Genomic DNA, 18,685 nt, shown 5'->3' with positions numbered 1-18,685 from the left:
GTATTTTTTTTTATTCCTCAGGACACGTTATCATAGCAACACCGTATAAGAGCCTCAGATACTGAGCCACGTTTTAAACCAACGTGAGTGATCAGGCCGGGTTGATGTGTTGTAAACAGGGAATAACGATGTCCGATGTGACCTTAGCTGCAAACGCAGCGTCTGCCGCTACCGAATCTAAGCGTAACGTCAGTGCTTCAAATCTTCGTCAGGGTGTACTTCTGGTAAATCTGGGTACGCCTGATGCTCCCACCCCTGAGGCGGTAAAACGCTATCTTGCTGAATTTCTTCATGATCGTCGTGTCGTGGATCTGACCCGCTGGCTGTGGTGTCCGATTCTGCACGGGATTATTCTTCAGGTTCGTCCTAAGCGTGTGGCGAAAGCCTATGCCGAGGTCTGGACCGAACAGGGCTCTCCGCTTCTGGCTATCAGCTTGCAGCAGCAAAGTGCAGTCAAAGCTGAACTGCAGAAACGCGGTCTGGATCTGCCGGTAGAATTGGCGATGACCTACGGTAATCCTGCCATGGCCAAAGGCCTGCAGAATCTGGTGGATCAGGGCGTGGAAGAGGTGATTGTACTGCCGCTGTACCCACAGTATTCCGCAACAACCACAGGTGCAGTCTTTGATAAGCTGGCTAAAGTGATTGCCAAGCGACCTGAATTCCCTGCGATCAGTTTTATCCGTGATTATTATCGTCGCGATGGCTATCTGGATGCACTGGCGCAATCCGTGAAGGACCACTGGCAGGAGCATGGCAAGGGAGAGCGTCTGCTGATCTCCTTCCACGGCATCCCGAAGCGTTATGCTGATAATGGTGACCCTTACCCGCAGCATTGCCATCATACGGCTGAGCAGCTGGCGGCAAGATTGGGTTTGAAGGAGAGCGAGTGGCTGTGCAGCTTCCAGTCCCGTTTTGGCCGAGAAGAGTGGCTGCAGCCTTACACCGATAAAACCCTTGAGCAGTGGGGGCAGGAGATCGGCAAGGTGGATGTGATCTGCCCGGCCTTTGCTGCTGACTGTCTGGAAACCCTGGAAGAGATTCAGGTCGAAAACCGGGATATCTTCTGCGAAGCCGGTGGCCAATCCCTGAGTTATGTTCCAGCGTTGAACGCCCGGGACGATCATATCGGCCTGCTGGCGGATCTGATTCAGGAGAAGGTTTGTGCCTGATACTGAACCGGCTGACTTTTCAGGCCGGATATTAATCCGTTCTTAGGGACGCAATCTAAAAAGCCCTGCCGCCAAATGGTGATCAGGGCTTTTTAATGTCTCTGTTGCGGAAAGCGAGATGAAAGTGTCAGCAACGCTCTTTTAAGCAAAACACTCTTGTCAGAACAGACGGGCGAGCAGTGCCGTCACCGCTGTTTCTACCCGCAGAATACGATCTCCAAGGTGCACCGGCTGCAGACCTGCTTCCACCAGCTTTTCCACCTCGTAAGGGATAAAGCCGCCCTCTGGGCCGATCGCCAGTGTGGTTTCTTCCTCAAGACCACGCGGACAGGCATCCGGGCTACCGGGGTGTGCTACCAGTCCCCGGGTTCCGGCAACAATCTCAGGTAAACGATCTTCAACAAAAGGCTTGAACTGGGTTTCCAGAATCACTTCCGGCAGCAGAGTATCTTTCGCCTGCTCCAGCCCCAGAATCAAATTGTCGTGAATCTTTTCCGGCTTTAGTTCCGGAGACATCCAGTAGCTTTTTTCCACCCGTTTGGTATTCAGCAGGATCAGACGTTTTACGCCCAGGGTGCTGATATGCTGCAGTGATCGGGCCAGCATACGGGGGCGGGGGAGAGCCAGAATCAGGGTCAGCGGCAGAGGTGCTGGCGGTTCCTGAGAGAAAGTGGTTTGCAGGATGACCCCATCAGAGTCTGACTGCAGAACAATACCTGAGCCCATCAGCTGGTTCAGCCGGCCAACCTTAAGCTGGTCGCCAACTTCGGCCCGATGTACTTTCTGGATATGTTGCGCTCTGTGATCCGTCAGATGAACTTTATCCTCGCTGATAAAGTCCGACTCATACAGTAAGATTAAATTCATCGTTATACCCTGCCTTAAGAAGCAGGCATCATAATCCCACCAGCCCGCAATGCAAGTCCGGCACAAGGCTATTTGTTGAAATGAGAATAGCTGAGTTGCGGTGAGAAAGGGCAAGATAAAGGTTTTGTTATGGCCACGAATTCAATGACAGATTATCTAAAGCAGCTGATTCAGGATGAGCAGGCCGCACTTGTTTATATCATGGACCCTATGTGCAGCTGGTGCTGGGCGTTTAAGCCTGTTCTGGCTGAGATCCGGAAGACTTTCCCTGAGCTGGGTTATTACACCTTGGCGGGCGGTTTGGCCCCGGATAGTGATGAGCCGATGCCGGAAGGTCAGCAGGAGCAGATCGCTGCTATCTGGAAGAAGATAGAAGCGACAGTGGGTACCCGTTTCAACCATGACTTCTGGACACAGTGCCAGCCGAGACGCTCCACCTATCCGGCTTGCCGTGCACTTCTTCTGGCAAGAAAAGAGGGTAAAGCGGATGCAATGATTGCAGTCATTCAGGAAGCTTACTATCTGAAGGCTAAAAATCCGTCCGATATCGATACCCTGGCAGATTGCGCAGAGAGTGTTGGTATGGATCGCAGTGCGTTTGAAAAGGCGATTGTCGGACCGGACGTTAATGAAGAGTTCGAGCAGGAATTAGCCTTTAATCACCACCTGGGAGCAAGAAGCTTTCCGACTCTGGTACTGAAAACTGCGGATAAGTGGTTTGAAATCGCTCTGGATTACAAAGACGCTTCGGTGATGATCGACCAGATTCACCAGCGGCTGAAGGCTTAAGCCTTCACGATAGAAGAGGAGTGTGGTGTTTCGCAATTAGCGGATTCCGGCTTCTTCATCGATTTCAGCTGATCAGCATGTTGCATCATGCTTTCGCGTCCGGCGTCGAGTTTTTCGATGATGGCTTTGAAGTCGGTAACAAAGCGGTCGTTGCTGTCAGAAATTCTCTGGTTGAGGGCTACGATCTGGCGAAGTGTATCCAATGACATGAGGGTGACTCCCTTCGGTTAACATGACGCATAAAGCTGTATTTATTTGTCTTGTTTTGTATTGGAGCAAAAGCAATGCATTTAATAAATCTTTTAAATGCATCTTTTTGTAACCAGCACACCGAAGGGAGTGAGCTATCAGATCTGAGATCTGATCCCTGCTCTTCTGCGGCCTTTCGCCGAAGAAACCACACCTCCTATCTTATCCTTAAGTCGGGAGCGTTTATGCTCCAGCTGTCCCAAAAGAGACTCCAGTTCTACCAACAGCTGATCGCTGCGGTAAAAAATGCTCCTGCATGATGTTGAATGTTTCATTCATTCCCTCACTGGATATGATTTTTGTTTTTTCCAGATGTTTTATGTGGGATTTAGAGGATGGCGAGTTTTACTTTTGATGTTAACCGATAAGTCTAAAAAAACAGCTTCGCTTGATCTGTATCAAGGTGTTTAAGCTGTATTTTTGATGCGTGAATTTGCTGGGGCTTTTTCGCTGAAATAAGCAGTTACACAATGAAATAATGATCTGGCTTCGGGTGTTCTAATGTTATCTTGTGTAATATTAGGTATTTAAATTTTATCTTACCCGAGGTAGGCAAAATGTACTTACAGGGATGTTGTCGTCGTGAGATGAATCTCGCGGCTTTTGTCCTGTTATTGCTGCTTCTGATGTTTGTTTCACCAGTATTTGCAGGCAGTAATGACGATGCTGAGGTTGCTCTGACAGCTCAGGAGCAGCAATGGCTGGATCAGCGTATGGGCGTTGTGACTGTCGGTATCGCCTTTGTACCGCCTCATACGTTGTCTCAGGATGACGATGGCCACTATCGCGGCGTTGCGATGGATTTTCTGGCGTTGCTGGAAGACAAGCTACCTCTGAATTTTAAGACCCGCTTCTATCCGTCCTATTCTGCTTTGCTGCAGGGCGCAGAGCATGGTGAAGTGGATATGGTCTTTGCTGCCTCTGCAACACCAGACCGCGAAGAGTACCTGCTGTTTACCTCTCCCTATACCTTTCTGGCCAACAAGATCTTTGTTCGTAAAACCTCGCCGGGCTTTAAGACTCTGGATGATTTGGCAGGTAAAACCGTTGCGGTTATTCGTGGCACTGCCATTGTTGAACATCTGAGACTCTTTAATCCCGATATTCGCCTGCTGGAACTAAAAAGCTCCCGTGATCTGATGCTGGCGGTGTCTTCCGGCAATGCTGATGCTGCGATTTCTGTGGTTGCCAGCGCCTGGTGGCATATCAAACGTGAGGGCATCAGTAATCTGGATGTCAGTGGTGATGCTAATTACAGTTATGCGGTTCGTTTTGCGACCCGTAAGGATTTGGATGTACTGGTTTCTATGCTGGAAAAGGGACTGTACAGCATCAGTGATGCTGAGCGGGACCTGATTCATCGCCGCTGGCTACATCCAGAGATGTCAGGGGTGATCAACAAAGAACAGGTTTATCGTTATGCCGGTTTTGCGCTGGCGTTGTTTCTGTTGGCCCTGGTTATTTTTGCTCTTTTCTCTGTGCGCCGTTTGCGCCGTGAAGTGGATCAGCGACTGGTCACCGAACGAGCCCTACGGGTCAGTGAAGAGCGCTTTGAACTGGCGATCCGTGGAACGAATGATGGTATCTGGGACTGGAACCTTGAAACTGGCCATCTTTATCTTGCACCGCGTTTTCTGGAGATTTTGGGACAGCGTGCTCCCGAGTGTGGTCAGGAGTGGCAGAGCACAGAGATGTGGTTGCAGCGGGTTCATCCTAAGGATCGTGCTCTGGTTCAGGATGCGGTGAAAGCTCACATCGCCCAGCATGAGGTTCTGGATGTTCGCTACCGGGTGCGCAGCGAACAGGAAAACTGGCTGTGGATAAGGATGCGTGGTCAGGCGCTGTGGAACAAACAGGGGCGGGCTGTGCGTCTTTGCGGCTCTATTATGGATATTACAGAGAGTAAGCGCTCTGAGGATGAAGTGCGCCGATTAGCTTACTTTGATCAGTTAACCGGTGTGGCCAACCGTGAGCGCTTTAAGCTGAGTCTGCAGGGAGCGGTGAATAAGCTCAATATTCAGGGCAATTCCTTTGCCGTTATGTTTGTCGATCTTGATCACTTCAAGCTGATTAATGACTCCCTGGGGCATCGTATTGGTGATTTGCTGCTGTATAGGGTGGCAGAGCTGATCAGGCGGGTTTTACCGCCTTCAGGTTTCCTCGGGCGACTTGATGGTGATGAGTTCGCCATTCTGCTGGATGAGCCTAAGGACGTGCAGGAGATCCGTCAGTGGGCAGAGCATCTGCAGGATACTCTGACTCAACCGATGATTCTGGATGGTCACGATCTGCGGATCAGCGCCAGTATTGGTATCTCTCATTGGATGGATGGTCCGGCTACCATCGAGCAGGTCATGGAGCAGGCGGATATTGCCCTGTCAGAAGTGAAACGGGAACAGCGGGGACACTACCGTTTCCATGAAGAACAGATGAGTCAGCGGATTTTTGAAAATACCCTGCTGGCGAAGGATCTGGAAAGTGCTCAGCACAATGGCGAACTCTTCCTGATGTTCCAGCCCCAGATCGGGCTACAGACGGAGAAAGTGATTGGCTGCGAGGCGCTGATTCGCTGGCACCACCCGGAGCGGGGGATGATCTCACCGGCGACCTTTATTCCTCTGGCTGAGGAGCGCGGCCTGATTCACCATATTGGACGCTGGGTGATGAATGAGGCTTGCCGTCAGGCACGTCGCTGGCTGGATCAGGGCGTGGATTTTGGCGGTATTGGTGTCAATGTCTCATCATTGCAGCTGCTGGCACAGGGCTTTGTAGAACAGGTTGAGGCGATTCTGGAACGTCATCAGCTGCCAGCGCAATATATCGAATTGGAGATTACAGAGACGGTCTTGGTACAGGATATTCGTCAGGCAGAAATGGTGATGAATCGCTTGCGGGCGTTGGGTCTCCGTTTCTCCATCGATGACTTTGGAACCGGCTATTCGTCACTGTTGTACCTGCAGCGTCTGCCGATCGGCCGCCTTAAGCTGGCGCAGGAGTTTGTGCGCGATACCATGATCGCTGAAGGTATGCCGGGGCAGAATGAAGCGGTGGTTGCTGCAGCACTACAGTTGGGTAAAAATCTGAAGATTCCTGTAATTGCCGAAGGGATCGAAACCTTCGCTCAGTTCGAATGGCTGAAGCAGCAGGGCTGTGATGAGGGGCAGGGCTATCTGTTTGCCAAGCCTATGATGGCGGCTGACTTCAGAGCCTTTATCCATCACACCGAATCACACGGTATTCTGCCGGTGCCGGTAGATCCTGAAAGCACCATGATGGTGAGCTAGGCGCGATTAAGAGCTGGTGAGCTGAGACCTGCTAATCAGGCGCATAAAAAAGGGCCGCATAAAAGCGGCCCTTTTTCGTCGAAGCGGATCAGAGTGATTAACGGCTGATCGCTTCGGAGATCGCCTGACTTAGACGCTCCAGATTGCTGTCATTGATACCAGCGATATTGATACGGCCGGAATCAACGGCGTAGATCGCGTATTTCTCTTTCAGATATTTCACTTCGCTTTTGCTCAGACCTGAGTAAGAGAACATACCTTTCTGCGCCGTGATAAAACTGAAATCACGCTCCGAAGACAGAGCGTCCAGATTTTTTACCAGCTCGGTACGCATGCGGTGAATACGGGTACGCATCTCCGCCAGTTCGGTTTCCCACTGCTGGCGCAGTGTGGTATCAGCCAGAATTGTAGTGACGATAGCCGCACCGTGAGCTGGTGGGTTGGAGTAATTCGCACGGATGCAGTTACAAGCCTGAGAGAACACATTACTGCAATGCTCAGCCTGAGCCGCAACGATGCTTAATGCACCGATACGCTCGTTGTATAGGCCGAAGTTTTTAGAACAGGATGTTGTGATCAGTGCTTCCGGGCATTTCTCCAGAATCAGCTTCAGACCCTGAACATCTTCTTCCAGACCGTCACCAAAACCCTGATAGGCGCAATCGATCAGTGGCAGCAGTCCTCGCTCTGACACAACCTCGCTGATCTGCTTCCACTGCTCCAGAGTCGGATCGATACCGGTTGGGTTGTGGCAGCTTGCGTGCAACAGAATCACATCACCGGCAGGCATCTGGCGAATCGCATCCAGCATGTTGTCAAAGGCCAGAGCATTCTGTTGTGCATCGTAGTAGGGGTAAGTGCGTACTTCGACACCGGCACCTGCAAAAACGTGGAAGTGGTTAGACCAGGTCGGGTCGCTTACCCAGATTTTTGCTTCCGGATTCAGAGCATTAACCAGATCACCGGCAACGCGCAAAGCACCGGTTCCGCCCGGAGTCTGAGTGGTTGCGATGCGTTTTTCAGTAATCAGAGGGTGGTTCTCACCCAGCATCAGACCTTGCAGCAGAGGTGCCAGTTCCGGCGCACCCGCAGGGCCGATATAACCTTTACTCTGTTCATTTTCCAGAATCAGGCTTTCTGCTTTTTTTACCACCGGAAGAATAGGAGTCAGACCAGCGTCGTCTTTGTAAACACCGACACCCAGATCAATTTTGGTTGGCGTAGGATCTTGTTTGAATTCCATCATGAGGGCCAGTAGGGCATCTCCGGGAATCGCTTTTACATTCTCAAACATGGATGGCTCCAAAGCAGTAAAACAGTTTCAAAGTTATTGTTTTTGGCGGGACCGTTGTGAAAGTAGCCCGTTATAACCTACTGATAGTAACGCCTTTTCAGGCGGGGTTTACCGGCAGGTTAAGGCACTTTAGGCCGGAAAGAGGCAGGGTTGTGTAAGGATATTTTTACGGCAGGGGAAACGGGTCTGAATATGCAGAGTTAGCGCTTTTCAGGTGTATGGAAAAAGTTACGAGCAGGGGATTTATAGTGGAAAATATTTTCGGAAAAGAAAAAGCCCGATGATTTTTCTGTTTCTCACCGGGCTTTGTTATGGCTGCTATCGACCTGAATTAGTGGCCGATACCTGTGCCGACTTCCAGCTCATCCAGCCAGTCCAGGAAGCGCTGCACATCTCGGCCTTTAAAGATAGCGCCGTGCTGAGGTGCCATATACTCGATATCCAGCTGGCGTACACGGCGTACCCAGTCCTTCTTCGCGCGGTTTGATGGCATCCAGCGTTGGTGGAAAAGACGCATCTTTTCAACGTGGGCATCAAAATCTTCAACAAACAGAGGTGCGCCATCCGGCAGCAGAGCAGCACCGATATCACCACTCATCAGAATTTTTGCCTGAGGATCGTAAACGCTGAAGTTACCGGAAGAGTGCATGTAGTGCGCCGGAATAAACTGAATCTCGATGTCATCCAGACGAATGCTCTTACCTTCATCAGGCAGCGGGTTGTAGCGGATGCTGTTGCAGCCGAAATGGCGCAGGAAGCCTTCCCACAGCCAGGGAGCGTGCAGTTCCGCGTGGGGCAGGGTTTTATCCCACAGACCCAGCGATGAGATGATGTCCGGATCCTGATGCGAGGCAAACAGATGAGTAATCTGATTAACCGGCACATGGTGAACCACAGCAGCCAGCATGGCGGAGAACAGCTCAATGCCGCCCGGATCGAGCATGATGGCGTGATTTGTCGTCTTGATCATGTACTGGTTAGTATCGATGATCTTGCTGGGACGCTCTTCATCTCGTCCGAAAACCAGCCATTCGTGGCTGCGACCTTCATGGAGTTTTACAACTTTCATAATTAAGTCCGGTTTGGTTCCTGTTGGCGTCCCTGTACAGACGGATGACAACGAAAATTAGGTACAGAGGGTGATCTTCAGATCACCGCTCCAGAGAATGTCGGCACTTGGTTGCAATATGTTTGATACGGTTGGCAGCTTTTTCCAGCTTAATCACGATCCCTTCAAGGCTTGCCTGATAGCTGTCGGCAGCAGTAGCGGCTTCCAGTCGGGATGTCGCGGTTACCACGTTTGCAGCCAGCATGCGGGATTCGATCTCATCCAGCAGTTCAAACAGCTTACGCATGTGGCGTCTTAGCTGAACCGATTGCTGGTGATGCTCGTTGTAGGCTTCTTTCGCGATGGGATCGAGGGTTTCCACATGAGGCGCGGCAGATGCTTTTTGCTGAGCGGTTGCAAAGCGAGCATTGGCGTCAGAGCTGTGCAGTTCGTTCAGCGACGTCCGGGAAAGCACCAGAGCTTCACGGTTGATCTCTTTTACCAGCCAGATGGTGTCATTGGCCAGTTCAACCATAAAGTCTGTGATCGGCTTGAAGGTACGAACGTTATCGCCCGCCCGGGCCACCAGTGCTTTCGCATTCATGGCTTCCAGGGAGATATTTTTCGCTTCAGTGAGAACTTCACTCAGCTCCGCAGCTACGGTCGCTGCGTTAATAAAAAAGTGTGCACTGTTCTTGCTTCTGGAATGCATTGCAAACACCACGGACAGGCAATTAAAGGAATATTTAAACTAAGCTAATTATGGTTAGCCCGTCGGAAGATGACAACCATTTGCTGACGGGAATAGCCACGTAAAGCAGAAGGTAATAATCGGCAGGAAACGTACAAAAATTAGATTTTTCCGCTTTGCACGAAAATAGCGTGTTTTAATCGGATTTTGCAGCAAAATGGTGCGGTTTTTGATTGAAAAAAGCGTAATAAATCGGTTTTTATTGTGCGACGAAAGTATTATTCTTTTGCCCAAGGTCTGAGGCTTTATGGATCTGAAGCCCGGAAAAATAATAAATATACCTAAGGCATGATGATGTTGCCGAAGGGTAGGTAACCACAAGTTACTAAAAGAATTTAGGTACTGTTATGTCGAAGCAGTCATTTGCACTGAATAGCCGATTACTTCGCCCGGTAATTATCGCTATTGTCTTTCTGGCAGGTATTCAAACCCTGCTGACTATCTTTCTGACCACTTCTGGTGGCCAAAATCTTATCTCTGATATCCGGAGTCGTCTGAGTATTGAAAACGGAAAAGTCTCTGACGAACTTCAGGCTGCCAGTAATGGCGTTCAGGCACAGATCAGCCGGATGACTCAGAGTGTTTCCGATGACCTGTCTACTAAGTTGCGTGCTCAGCTTGAGCAGGAAAAAGACGCCACGGTAGCTCTGCTGGAAAGCTCCCTGATGGAGACATCCCGCAATATGGCGGTGCTGTTGGCGGCCGTTGCTCCTCAGGCGGTTTGGGATCGTGATACGCCTCTGTTAACCCAATATGTAAAGATGGCTCACGACAGTGAACATGTTGTATTTGCGGGTTTTTATGATGGTTACGGTAAGCGCCTGACCCGTTATCTGAACCGGAAAAGCGATCTGGTTAAAGAGCTGATGAAAACCGGCTCCGGCGATAACTCTCTGGACAAGGTGATCGATGCTGCGAAAAAGCATGAGCGCCTGATTGTTATCGAACAGCCTATTAATCCGAATGGTGCTGTGATTGGCCGTCTGGTTTTGGGGGTCAGTCGGGATGCGGTCATTGAAAGCACCCGCAAAATGGAAACCGGTTTTAACTCGCTGATTGAGCAAAGTATCAGTTCGGTTAAAGCCAGTATTGATGCTGGTGGTGCAGAATCCGTTGCTGAGTTGCAGAAGCGTCTGGATGGGATTCATGAAAATAATGATGCCGCCCGTGAAAGCATCGGCAAGAGTATCGAGAACTCATCAGATGAACTTGTCGCCCAGATGACAGTGGTTTCTGTTATCAGTGCTCTCGTGCTGGTGGTGGTTCTGGTGGTTGTGCTGTCGGTTCGCCTGTTGCGCCGTGTGAATGTGCTGACGGATGCACTGGAAGACCTGTCTGCCGGAGAAGGCGATCTGACCCAGCGTATTAAGGTGAAAGGCAGCGATGAAATTACCGATATGGCGGAGAAGGTGAATCACTTTGTCGAAGCGATTCAGGTGATTATCAATGATGTGCAGCAGCTGTCCCGTCATACCACGGAAGTGGTGGGCACTATGCATCAGGGCACATTGCAGGCATCTGAGGCGACAGAGCGTCAGCAGGGTGCAGCCTCCGAGGCTTCCGATTCCGTAGCGTATATTGCGGAAAGTGTGGCAGAAGAGAGTGAGAGTGTTGCTGAAACCCTGAGGAATGTTGATCAGATCCGTGAAGAGACAAACCAAAGCTCGATGATCTCCCGTCGTGTGCGTCACGACATCGAAGCACTGGTAACGGATGTTGAGAAAACTGCCGAGGTGATCAACAGCCTTGCGACCCAGAGTGATCAGATCGGTGATGTGCTGGATATGATCAAGTCCATTGCAGAACAGACCAATTTGCTGGCACTGAATGCGGCTATTGAAGCAGCCCGAGCCGGTGAGAGCGGTCGTGGTTTTGCTGTGGTGGCTGATGAAGTGCGTATGCTGGCGAGTAAGACGCAGCAATCCACTGAAGATATTGAGCAGCAGATTGATCAGCTGCAGTTGGGAACCAAGCAGGCGGTTAAAGCGATTAACGATGCCAGTGAAGTAGCCCGTAACAGTATTGATGGGATGCGTCAGTCCGATGAACGTCTGGCTAATGTCAGTAGCTCGGTGGATAACCTGCATCGTATGTTTGAAGAGATCACCAGCATGACTTCAGATCAGTCATCCCGTGCCCAAAGCATGACCCAGGCGCTGGAACAGATTGTGGCTGAAGCCCGTATGACCTTTGAAGTCGTTGATCAGGCGGCAACAACAAGTCGTGAGCTGGAAGCTCTGGTGAATGAACTGGGGCAGAAAGTAGACCGGTTTAAGGTTTAACACATTAAATAGCTGATAACCATTGATCAAAAAAAGCCGTCACAGCTTAAGCTGGACGGCTTTTTTGATGCTTTTAGTTTCTATATAGAGACACTAAAAGGATAGAGTTACTAAAAGGCTTACAGTAACTCAACGGCTACTGCAGTAGCTTCACCGCCACCGATACACAGAGAAGCGATACCGCGTTTCTTTCCTTCCTGTTGCAGCGCGTGCATTAGAGTTACCAGAATACGGGAGCCGGTGGAGCCAATCGGGTGACCCTGTGCGCAGGCACCGCCGTAGATGTTGACCTTCTCTGCCGGAATATTCAGGCCATCAATCGCCAGCATGGTCACGACAGCAAAAGCTTCGTTGATCTCGAACAGATCCACATCGTCGATAGACCAGCCTGCTTTAGCCAGCACTTTCTCGATAGAGCCGATTGGCGCCAAAGTAAATTCCGATGGCTCACGGGAATTGGTCGCGTGGGCAACAAAGCGTGCCATAGGCTTCAGGCCGCGTTTTTCAGCTTCTGACTCACGCATCAGTACCAAAGCAGATGCACCATCAGAGATGGAGCTGGAGTTTGCTGCGGTTACGGTGCCGTCTTTTTTGAACGCCGGGCGCAGAGTCGGGATTTTATCCAGATTCGCATTGTGCGGTTGCTCGTCATCAGCAACAACCACATCGCCTTTACGGCTGGAAACGGTAACCGCCACGGTTTCCGCTTTCAGTTTGCCGTTATCGATGGCAGCCATCGCCTTTTTCAGAGAACCAATAGCAAAATCATCCATCGCTTCACGGGTGTAGCCGCGCTCATCGGCGATCTCCTGAGCGAAAACCCCCATCAGCTTGCCGGTTCGGGCATCTTCCAGACCATCCAGGAACATGTGGTCTTTCACTTCGCTGTGACCCAGACGCATACCGCTACGGGCTTTAGTCATCAGGTAAGGTGCATTACTCATGCTTTCCATACCACCGGCAACCATGATGTCGTTGCTGCCAGCTTTAATCAGGTCGTGAGCCAGCATGGCGGCTTTCATACCGGAACCACACAGCTTGTTGATGGTGGTTGCGCCTGTGGATACCGGGATATCAGCTTTCATCATAGCCTGACGAGCAGGCCCCTGCCCAAGGCTTGCCGGAAGAACACAGCCCATAATCACTTCCTGAATATCTTCAGGTTGCAGGTTGGCGCGACGGATCGCATCGGCAATGGCAACGCCGCCCAGCTCAGGAGCGGTCAGAGTGCTCAGGCTGCCCATCATGCCGCCCATTGGAGTACGTGCTCCGGAAACGATTACAACTGCATCTTCTTTCATGCTTGAAACCCTTTTTTGTTATTGGATCCGGATCGGAAGGCGGAGTAATTGGAATTGTGCCGCGATTCGATCACGAACGATGAGTGTGGATGGCTTTTTTGAAAAAAGCGTTAACGTCCGGCTAAAAGAGCAGTTTTTCACCGAACCTCAGTGTTTATGCGCACTGCAGCAAGATTATCTGCTTCTTAAATTTGACCACTTTGGGGGGATTGTGGTTAATTTGTTGGCAATTAATCAAAAAACCAAGCAAGCGCTAGATTTGAGATGACTCTAACTAATAATTCAAAACGACGCAAGGAACTGGTGGCTATCGCAGCTCGCCTGTTCTGTGAGCAAGGCTACGAGCGGACAACGGTTCGTATGCTGGCTGATGCCATGGGTATCAAGTCCGGTAGCCTCTTTCATCACTTTAACGACAAGCAGGAGATTCTCTGCGCTGTTATTCAGGATGGTATGGAAAGCGCTATGGCGATTGCTGATCATGCCTTAACGGGCCTGACGGATCCCAAGGAGCGTTTTAAAGCGCTGGCCAAAGCGCATCTGAGCACCCTGTTGAACGACAGAAATGCACACGTGGTTGCCCTTTATGAGTGGCGAAGCCTGACAGACGATTCCCTGAATGTGTTGATCGATATGCGTGATCAGTACGAACAGCTCTGGCAGCAGGTGATTGATGACTGTGTCGCAGCAGGACTGATCAAAGGCGACCAGCCGTTGATCCGCCGCTTTGCACTGGGGGCGCTGAACTGGACGGTGCAGTGGTACGATGCTGAGGGTGAGAAAACGCCGGATGATCTGGCTCAGGCATTGGGGGAACTGATCGGCCTTGGCTGATCATCAGGTCGGATAAGCCTCTTTCTGATCTATAGAGTGAAATCTCAATTAAAGCCCGCCTTATGTTTTATTTGGCGGGCTTTTTTTGTTTTCAGATCAAAAGCTTGCTGCAAATTGAGGCTGATATGAGCGACATAGAGACTTGAGTGAGCCTGCCCAAGAGTAGAAAAATGCACTTCGGGGGCTTGCGTGTCCGGTAAAGGATCGCTAAATTGTTGTAAAAACCGAGCGCTTGCTAGTTATCTGTAGAGCGCTTTTTTTGGAGCGACTGGATGACGTTTACGTAAACTGTTTATGTCTGTAAGAGCCGGCCGCCAGCCACGAATAAAAATAATCAGGCGTTGGATATTCGGAGATCCTCATGACAACAATAAACCCTATGACAAGTTCCTCTGCTGAAAAGCAGCACTACGCGGCTTTTATGGCTGATTTCTCTATGGATCAGGTGGAAGCTCAGTTCACCGGTAGCCTTAAAACAGGTTTTAACGCCTGTGTGGAATGCTGCGATAAGCAGGTTGAAGCGGGCCGCGGCGATGAAGTCGGTCTTTTCTGTGAAGCAGCCGACGGCACCAGTTCAAAGCATACCTGGGCTGAGCTGCAGGCAAAGTCGGCGCAGTTTGCAAACTTCCTGTCTTCTCAGGGCGTGAAAGCTGGCGATCGTATCTCCTGCATGCTGCCACGTACTGCTGATCTGATGGTTGTTGTTCTGGGTACCTGGCGTATCGGCGCTGTGTATCAGCCGCTGTTTACTGCCTTTGGTTATGAGGCGATCGAATACCGTATCAGTCAGTGCGATGCCAAGGTTGTGGTTACTGATGCGGCTAACCGTCATAAGTTTGATCAGGTTAAAGGCCTGCCGCCGGTTGTTCAGGTTTGTGATCATGCCTCCGAAGCCGGAGCAAAAGGTGACCTGCACTTTGCCAGTGTACTGGAAGCACAGAGCGATCAGTTTGAACCGGTTATTCTGGATGCAGAGCAGCCTTTCCTGCAGATGTTCACCTCCGGCACTGTGGGTAAATCCAAAGGTGTTGCGGTTCCGCTGAAGGCGCTGTTGGGCTTCTACATCTATATGAAGTATGCCATTGGCCTGGAGCAGGATGATAAGTACTGGAACGTAGCAGATCCGGGCTGGGCTTACGGTCTTTACTATGCGATCACAGGTCCTCTGTGTATGGGGGTGGCGACTCACTTTAATGAAGCGGGTTTCACTACTGAAAACACCTACGAGATGCTGGAGAAGTATCAGATTACTAATCTTGCGGCAGCGCCAACGGCTTATCGCATGATGATGGCCAGTGATGCGCACAAAGAGATGGAGCCCAAATTGGCACTGCGCCGTGCCAGCTCGGCAGGTGAGCCACTGAGCCCTGAGGTTGTGAACTGGGTCAGTGATGTACTGGGCTGTCCGGTCATGGATCACTACGGTCAGACAGAAACCGGTATGACCTGCTGTAACCACCATTCACTGGAGCACAATGTTCACATCGGTGCTATGGGTTATGCCCTGCCGGGTTACCGCGTGGTGGCACTGGATGCTGACTACAATGAAGTCAGTCCAGGCGAGGAAGGTCAGTTTGCGGTTGATATGGAAAACTCTCCGGCGTTCTTCTTCCAGGGTTATACCTGGCAGGAGAAGAAACCTTTCCACGGTAAGTATTACCTGACCGGCGATATGGTGTTTGAGAACCGTGATGGTTGTTACCAGTTCAGTGGCCGTGACGATGACATTATCACCACGGCAGGTTACCGCGTAGGCCCTGCAGATGTGGAGGGTACAGTGCTGGAGCACGATGCGGTTGCAGAGAGTGCTGCGGTAGGTAAACCGGATGCCAAGCGTGGCCATATCATCAAGTCTTACGTTGTACTGCGTGATGGTCATGAAGCATCAGATGAACTGGTTCAGGATATCCAGAATCTGGTTCGTGAACGCCTGTCGACTCACGCCTTCCCACGGGAAATCGAATTTGTTGATGAGCTGCCTAAAACACCAAGCGGCAAAATTCAGCGTTTTATTTTGCGGAAACAAGCCGAGGATGAGGCAGTTTCAGCTTAAGCCTTGCTTTCCGGAAGAAGTCATTATCAGGGAAGAGCGCCGGATCTGATCCGGCGTTCTTTTTCCTGTCAGAGCTTTAACTTTATCCATAAATAAACAGCGCCGGACCACAGACTGATAAGAGTCCGGTAAGACGACACAGAGAGATATCAAGATGCAAATTTCAGGCAAAACATTTCTGGTAACTGGTGCGGCATCAGGCCTTGGTGAAGCGACAACCCGACGTCTTATCGAGCAGGGTGCGAATGTTGTTCTGGCGGATATCAATAAAGCCGGTATTGATCTGGCGGCTGAGCTGGGCGAGCGTGCAAGCTTTATTGGTACTGATATCACCTCGGAAGAAGATGTACAGAGCGCCGTTAATCTGGCGGTTGAATCCTATGGTGGCCTGCACGGTGTTGTTCACTGTGCCGGTATTGTTGTGGTTCAGAAACTGCTGGATCGTGACCTGAATCCTGCCTCGCTGGAACTCTTTGCCAAGGGTGTAAATATCAACCTGGTGGGCACTTTCAATGTCAACCGTCTGGCAGCCCAGGCGATGGCGAAAAATGAACCTATGGCGGATAACGAGCGCGGCATCATTATCAACACGGCATCGATTGCTGCCTTTGATGGTCAGATCGGTCAGGCGTCTTACTCTTCTTCTAAAGCGGGCGTTGCCGGTATGGCGTTGCCACTGGCCCGTGAGCTTTCCCGTCACGGTATCCGTGTGATGACGCTGGCTCCGGGTGTTTTTGAAACGCCGATGATGAGCGATATCCCGGAAGAAGCAGTCGAAGCGCTGGGCAACTCTGTTCCATTCCCTAAGCGTCTGGGTAAGCCTGCGGAATTTGCGGCAATGGCCTGCCATATTATTGAGAACACGATGCTCAACGGCGAAGTGATCCGTCTGGATGGTGCAATCCGCATGGCGTAAGCCAATCAAGCGATTGTGAATGATGAGCTATTGATTAAAAGAATGAGGTAGCGCTATGCAGATGGCATTAACCGAAGAGCAGCAGATGATTCAGGATATGGCTCGCAAGTTTGCCGAGACTGAATTGGAACCGGTTGCAGCGGAGCTGGATAAAACCGGTAACCGTGAAATCCTGCTTTCTAATCTGAATAAGCTGGCTGAGTTGGGCTTTATGGGGCTCAACGTCAAAGCTGAGTACGGTGGTTCCGAAGCAGGTGTTGTGGCTTTCAGTGTTGCGATGACTGAGATTGCCCGTGCTTGTGCTTCCACTGCCGTCACCATGTCAGTCACCAATATGGTAGCTGAAGTGATTCAGGTTGTGGGTAACGAAGAGCAGCGTCAGAAATATATCCCCAAAATCTGCAGCGGTGAGTTTCCGGCAGGTAGTTTCTGCCTGAGTGAGGCCAATGCCGGTTCTGACCCATCCGGCATGCGTACCAGTGCTGTTAAAGAGGGTGATGACTGGGTGATTAACGGTGCTAAGCAGTGGATCAGCAGCGCCGAATACGCAGGTGTTTTTGTGGTTTGGGCGGTTACTGATAAAGACGCACCTAAGGGTAAAGGTATCACCTGTTTCTTAGTAGATGCCGATAACCCGGGCGTTAAGATCAGTAAGGCAGAAGATAAGATGGGGCAGAAGGCCTCTGCCACCAATGAAGTTCTGTTTGATAACTGTCGTGTTCCTGATTCAGCGATCATAGGCAAACTGAATGATGGTTTCCGTATCGCGGTGGCCGAGCTTGCAGGCGGTCGTATCGGTATCGGATCGCTGGCGCTGGGTATTGGTAGTGCGGCAATGGATTATGCAGCACGTTATACCAAAGAGCGTGAGCAGTTCGGTAAGCCACTGGCGAGTTTCCAGGGGTTGCAGTGGATGATGGCTGATCATTACACCGAACTTGAGGCAGCACGTCTTCTGCTGATGAGTGCAGCCTGGAAAAAAGAACAGGGACTACCTTTTGCTAAAGAAGCCTCCATGGCCAAGCTTTTCGCCACGGAAAAAGCCAATACTGCCTGCTACAGCGCACTACAGCTGATGGGGGGGAATGGCTACGTCAAAGAGTATCCGCTGGAGCGTTTCGCGAGGGATGCCCGTGTTACTTCAATTTATGAAGGTACCAGCGAGATTCAGAGGGTTATTATTGCCCGGGAGATTTTGAAAGGTTTATAGTGCCTCTAGCCTATCGTATCGAACAAGGTATTCAAGTATCTGATCTGCGCATTCGTTAATACTGTTAAGGGCAGTTTTTACGTGAATATCTGGCATAGCAGGGACTTCATATGGTGAGTCAATGCCCGTGAAGTCTCTGATTACTCCTGACCTTGCTTTTTTGTAGATTCCTTTCGGATCACGTTGCTCACAGATATCCAAGTCCGCATCTATAAATATCTCGATATAGTAATCATTACCTATAATACGTTTTGCTTCATTTCTGTCCTTTTCAAAAGGGGATATAAAAGTACAGAGTGTAATAATCCCTGCATCAACAAAGAGGGCAGCAACTTCCGAGACTCTTCGGATATTCTCCTTTCTGTCCGCAGCGCTAAATCCAAGATCAGCGTTGAGACCAAGTCTGACATTGTCGCCATCTAAGAGATAGGTATGGAATTCCATCTCATGCAGCATGCTCTGAAGTTGGTTCGCAATTGAGGATTTCCCGCTGGCACTGAGCCCCGTGAACCATAAAACACAAGGCTTTTGTTTTTTTAGTGAAGCGTGCTGGTGCCCTTGGATTGAGCTTAGGTGTCGGGTCAGGACATTGTTGCTTTTCATAGGTATTACCCAGTGTGTTATGGTTTGCAAAA

Annotated in this window: 15 protein-coding genes; 8 read left to right on the top strand and 7 right to left on the bottom strand. The window is 50.5% G+C overall.

Going from position 1 to position 18,685, the window contains the following annotated elements; genetic code table 11:
• Positions 1 to 128: 128 nt before the first annotated feature.
• Positions 129 to 1,172, top strand: a complete 1,044-nt coding sequence (gene hemH / locus BV405_RS10890) for a ferrochelatase (protein WP_086480869.1) — start codon at positions 129 to 131, stop codon at positions 1,170 to 1,172.
• 159 nt (positions 1,173 to 1,331) lie between these two features.
• Here hemH and BV405_RS10885 read toward each other — a convergent pair whose 3' ends face one another.
• Positions 1,332 to 2,039, bottom strand: a complete 708-nt coding sequence (locus BV405_RS10885) for a 16S rRNA (uracil(1498)-N(3))-methyltransferase (RefSeq protein ID WP_086480868.1) — start codon at positions 2,037 to 2,039, stop codon at positions 1,332 to 1,334.
• A gap of 129 nt (positions 2,040 to 2,168) precedes the next feature.
• On the opposite strand from BV405_RS10885, the gene BV405_RS10880 reads away from it, so the two are divergent.
• Positions 2,169 to 2,828: a DsbA family protein gene (locus BV405_RS10880; protein WP_217895627.1), complete on the top strand. Its 660-nt coding sequence runs from the start codon at positions 2,169 to 2,171 to the stop codon at positions 2,826 to 2,828.
• On the opposite strand, the gene BV405_RS10875 is transcribed toward BV405_RS10880, so the two are convergent.
• Entirely contained in the window at positions 2,825 to 3,037 is a 213-nt protein-coding gene (locus BV405_RS10875) for a hypothetical protein (RefSeq protein ID WP_086480866.1), read from the bottom strand. The two genes, BV405_RS10880 and BV405_RS10875, sit on opposite strands and share 4 nt — an antisense overlap.
• A gap of 597 nt (positions 3,038 to 3,634) precedes the next feature.
• On the opposite strand from BV405_RS10875, the gene BV405_RS10870 reads away from it, so the two are divergent.
• A complete protein-coding gene (locus BV405_RS10870) occupies positions 3,635 to 6,361 on the top strand; it encodes an EAL domain-containing protein (RefSeq protein ID WP_086480865.1) in 2,727 nt (908 codons plus the stop codon).
• A gap of 97 nt (positions 6,362 to 6,458) precedes the next feature.
• Here BV405_RS10870 and BV405_RS10865 read toward each other — a convergent pair whose 3' ends face one another.
• The 3 genes from BV405_RS10865 to BV405_RS10855 all read right to left on the bottom strand — a co-directional run bounded on the left by BV405_RS10865 (position 6,459) and on the right by BV405_RS10855 (position 9,415).
• On the bottom strand, positions 6,459 to 7,655 hold the full coding sequence (locus BV405_RS10865; protein ID WP_086480864.1) for an amino acid aminotransferase: 1,197 nt from the start codon (positions 7,653 to 7,655) through the stop codon (positions 6,459 to 6,461).
• Between the two features lie 331 nt (positions 7,656 to 7,986).
• Positions 7,987 to 8,724 (bottom strand): oxygen-binding di-iron domain-containing protein, encoded by a 738-nt coding sequence (locus BV405_RS10860; RefSeq protein WP_086480863.1) that lies wholly within the window; start codon positions 8,722 to 8,724, stop codon positions 7,987 to 7,989.
• An 82-nt stretch (positions 8,725 to 8,806) separates the two neighbouring features.
• Entirely contained in the window at positions 8,807 to 9,415 is a 609-nt protein-coding gene (locus BV405_RS10855; RefSeq protein WP_086480862.1) for a hypothetical protein, read from the bottom strand.
• Positions 9,416 to 9,801: 386 nt separating this feature from the next.
• Between BV405_RS10855 and BV405_RS10850 the strand changes: the two genes are divergently transcribed.
• Positions 9,802 to 11,736, top strand: coding sequence for a methyl-accepting chemotaxis protein (locus tag BV405_RS10850; RefSeq protein WP_086480861.1), 1,935 nt, complete (start codon positions 9,802 to 9,804; stop codon positions 11,734 to 11,736).
• A 119-nt stretch (positions 11,737 to 11,855) separates the two neighbouring features.
• Here the strand turns inward: BV405_RS10850 and BV405_RS10845 are convergent, their stop codons facing one another.
• The gene (locus BV405_RS10845) at positions 11,856 to 13,037 is read right to left on the bottom strand and encodes a thiolase family protein (protein ID WP_086480860.1); all 1,182 of its coding nucleotides are present in this window, start codon (positions 13,035 to 13,037) and stop codon (positions 11,856 to 11,858) included.
• A gap of 264 nt (positions 13,038 to 13,301) precedes the next feature.
• Between BV405_RS10845 and BV405_RS10835 the strand changes: the two genes are divergently transcribed.
• The 4 genes from BV405_RS10835 to BV405_RS10820 all read left to right on the top strand — a co-directional run bounded on the left by BV405_RS10835 (position 13,302) and on the right by BV405_RS10820 (position 18,050).
• Positions 13,302 to 13,871 carry a TetR/AcrR family transcriptional regulator gene (locus BV405_RS10835; protein ID WP_086480858.1) on the top strand — a complete coding sequence of 190 codons (570 nt, stop codon included), beginning with the start codon at positions 13,302 to 13,304 and terminating at the stop codon, positions 13,869 to 13,871.
• A 361-nt stretch (positions 13,872 to 14,232) separates the two neighbouring features.
• Entirely contained in the window at positions 14,233 to 15,924 is a 1,692-nt protein-coding gene (locus BV405_RS10830; RefSeq protein WP_245832295.1) for an AMP-binding protein, read from the top strand.
• Between the two features lie 154 nt (positions 15,925 to 16,078).
• Positions 16,079 to 16,840 (top strand): 3-hydroxyacyl-CoA dehydrogenase, encoded by a 762-nt coding sequence (locus tag BV405_RS10825; RefSeq protein ID WP_086480856.1) that lies wholly within the window; start codon positions 16,079 to 16,081, stop codon positions 16,838 to 16,840.
• A gap of 55 nt (positions 16,841 to 16,895) precedes the next feature.
• Positions 16,896 to 18,050: an acyl-CoA dehydrogenase family protein gene (locus BV405_RS10820; protein ID WP_086480855.1), complete on the top strand. Its 1,155-nt coding sequence runs from the start codon at positions 16,896 to 16,898 to the stop codon at positions 18,048 to 18,050.
• On the opposite strand, the gene cysC is transcribed toward BV405_RS10820, so the two are convergent.
• Positions 18,045 to 18,653, bottom strand: a complete 609-nt coding sequence (gene cysC / locus BV405_RS10815; protein WP_086480854.1) for an adenylyl-sulfate kinase — start codon at positions 18,651 to 18,653, stop codon at positions 18,045 to 18,047. The genes BV405_RS10820 and cysC overlap by 6 nt on opposite strands.
• Positions 18,654 to 18,685 lie beyond the last annotated feature (32 nt).

The sequence above is a fragment of the Oceanospirillum sanctuarii genome (assembly GCF_002150805.1).
GTDB lineage: Bacteria > Pseudomonadota > Gammaproteobacteria > Pseudomonadales > Halomonadaceae > Oceanospirillum > Oceanospirillum sanctuarii.
Note: the sequence above shows the minus strand (reverse complement) of the source record. Positions and strands in the feature narration are given on the sequence as shown.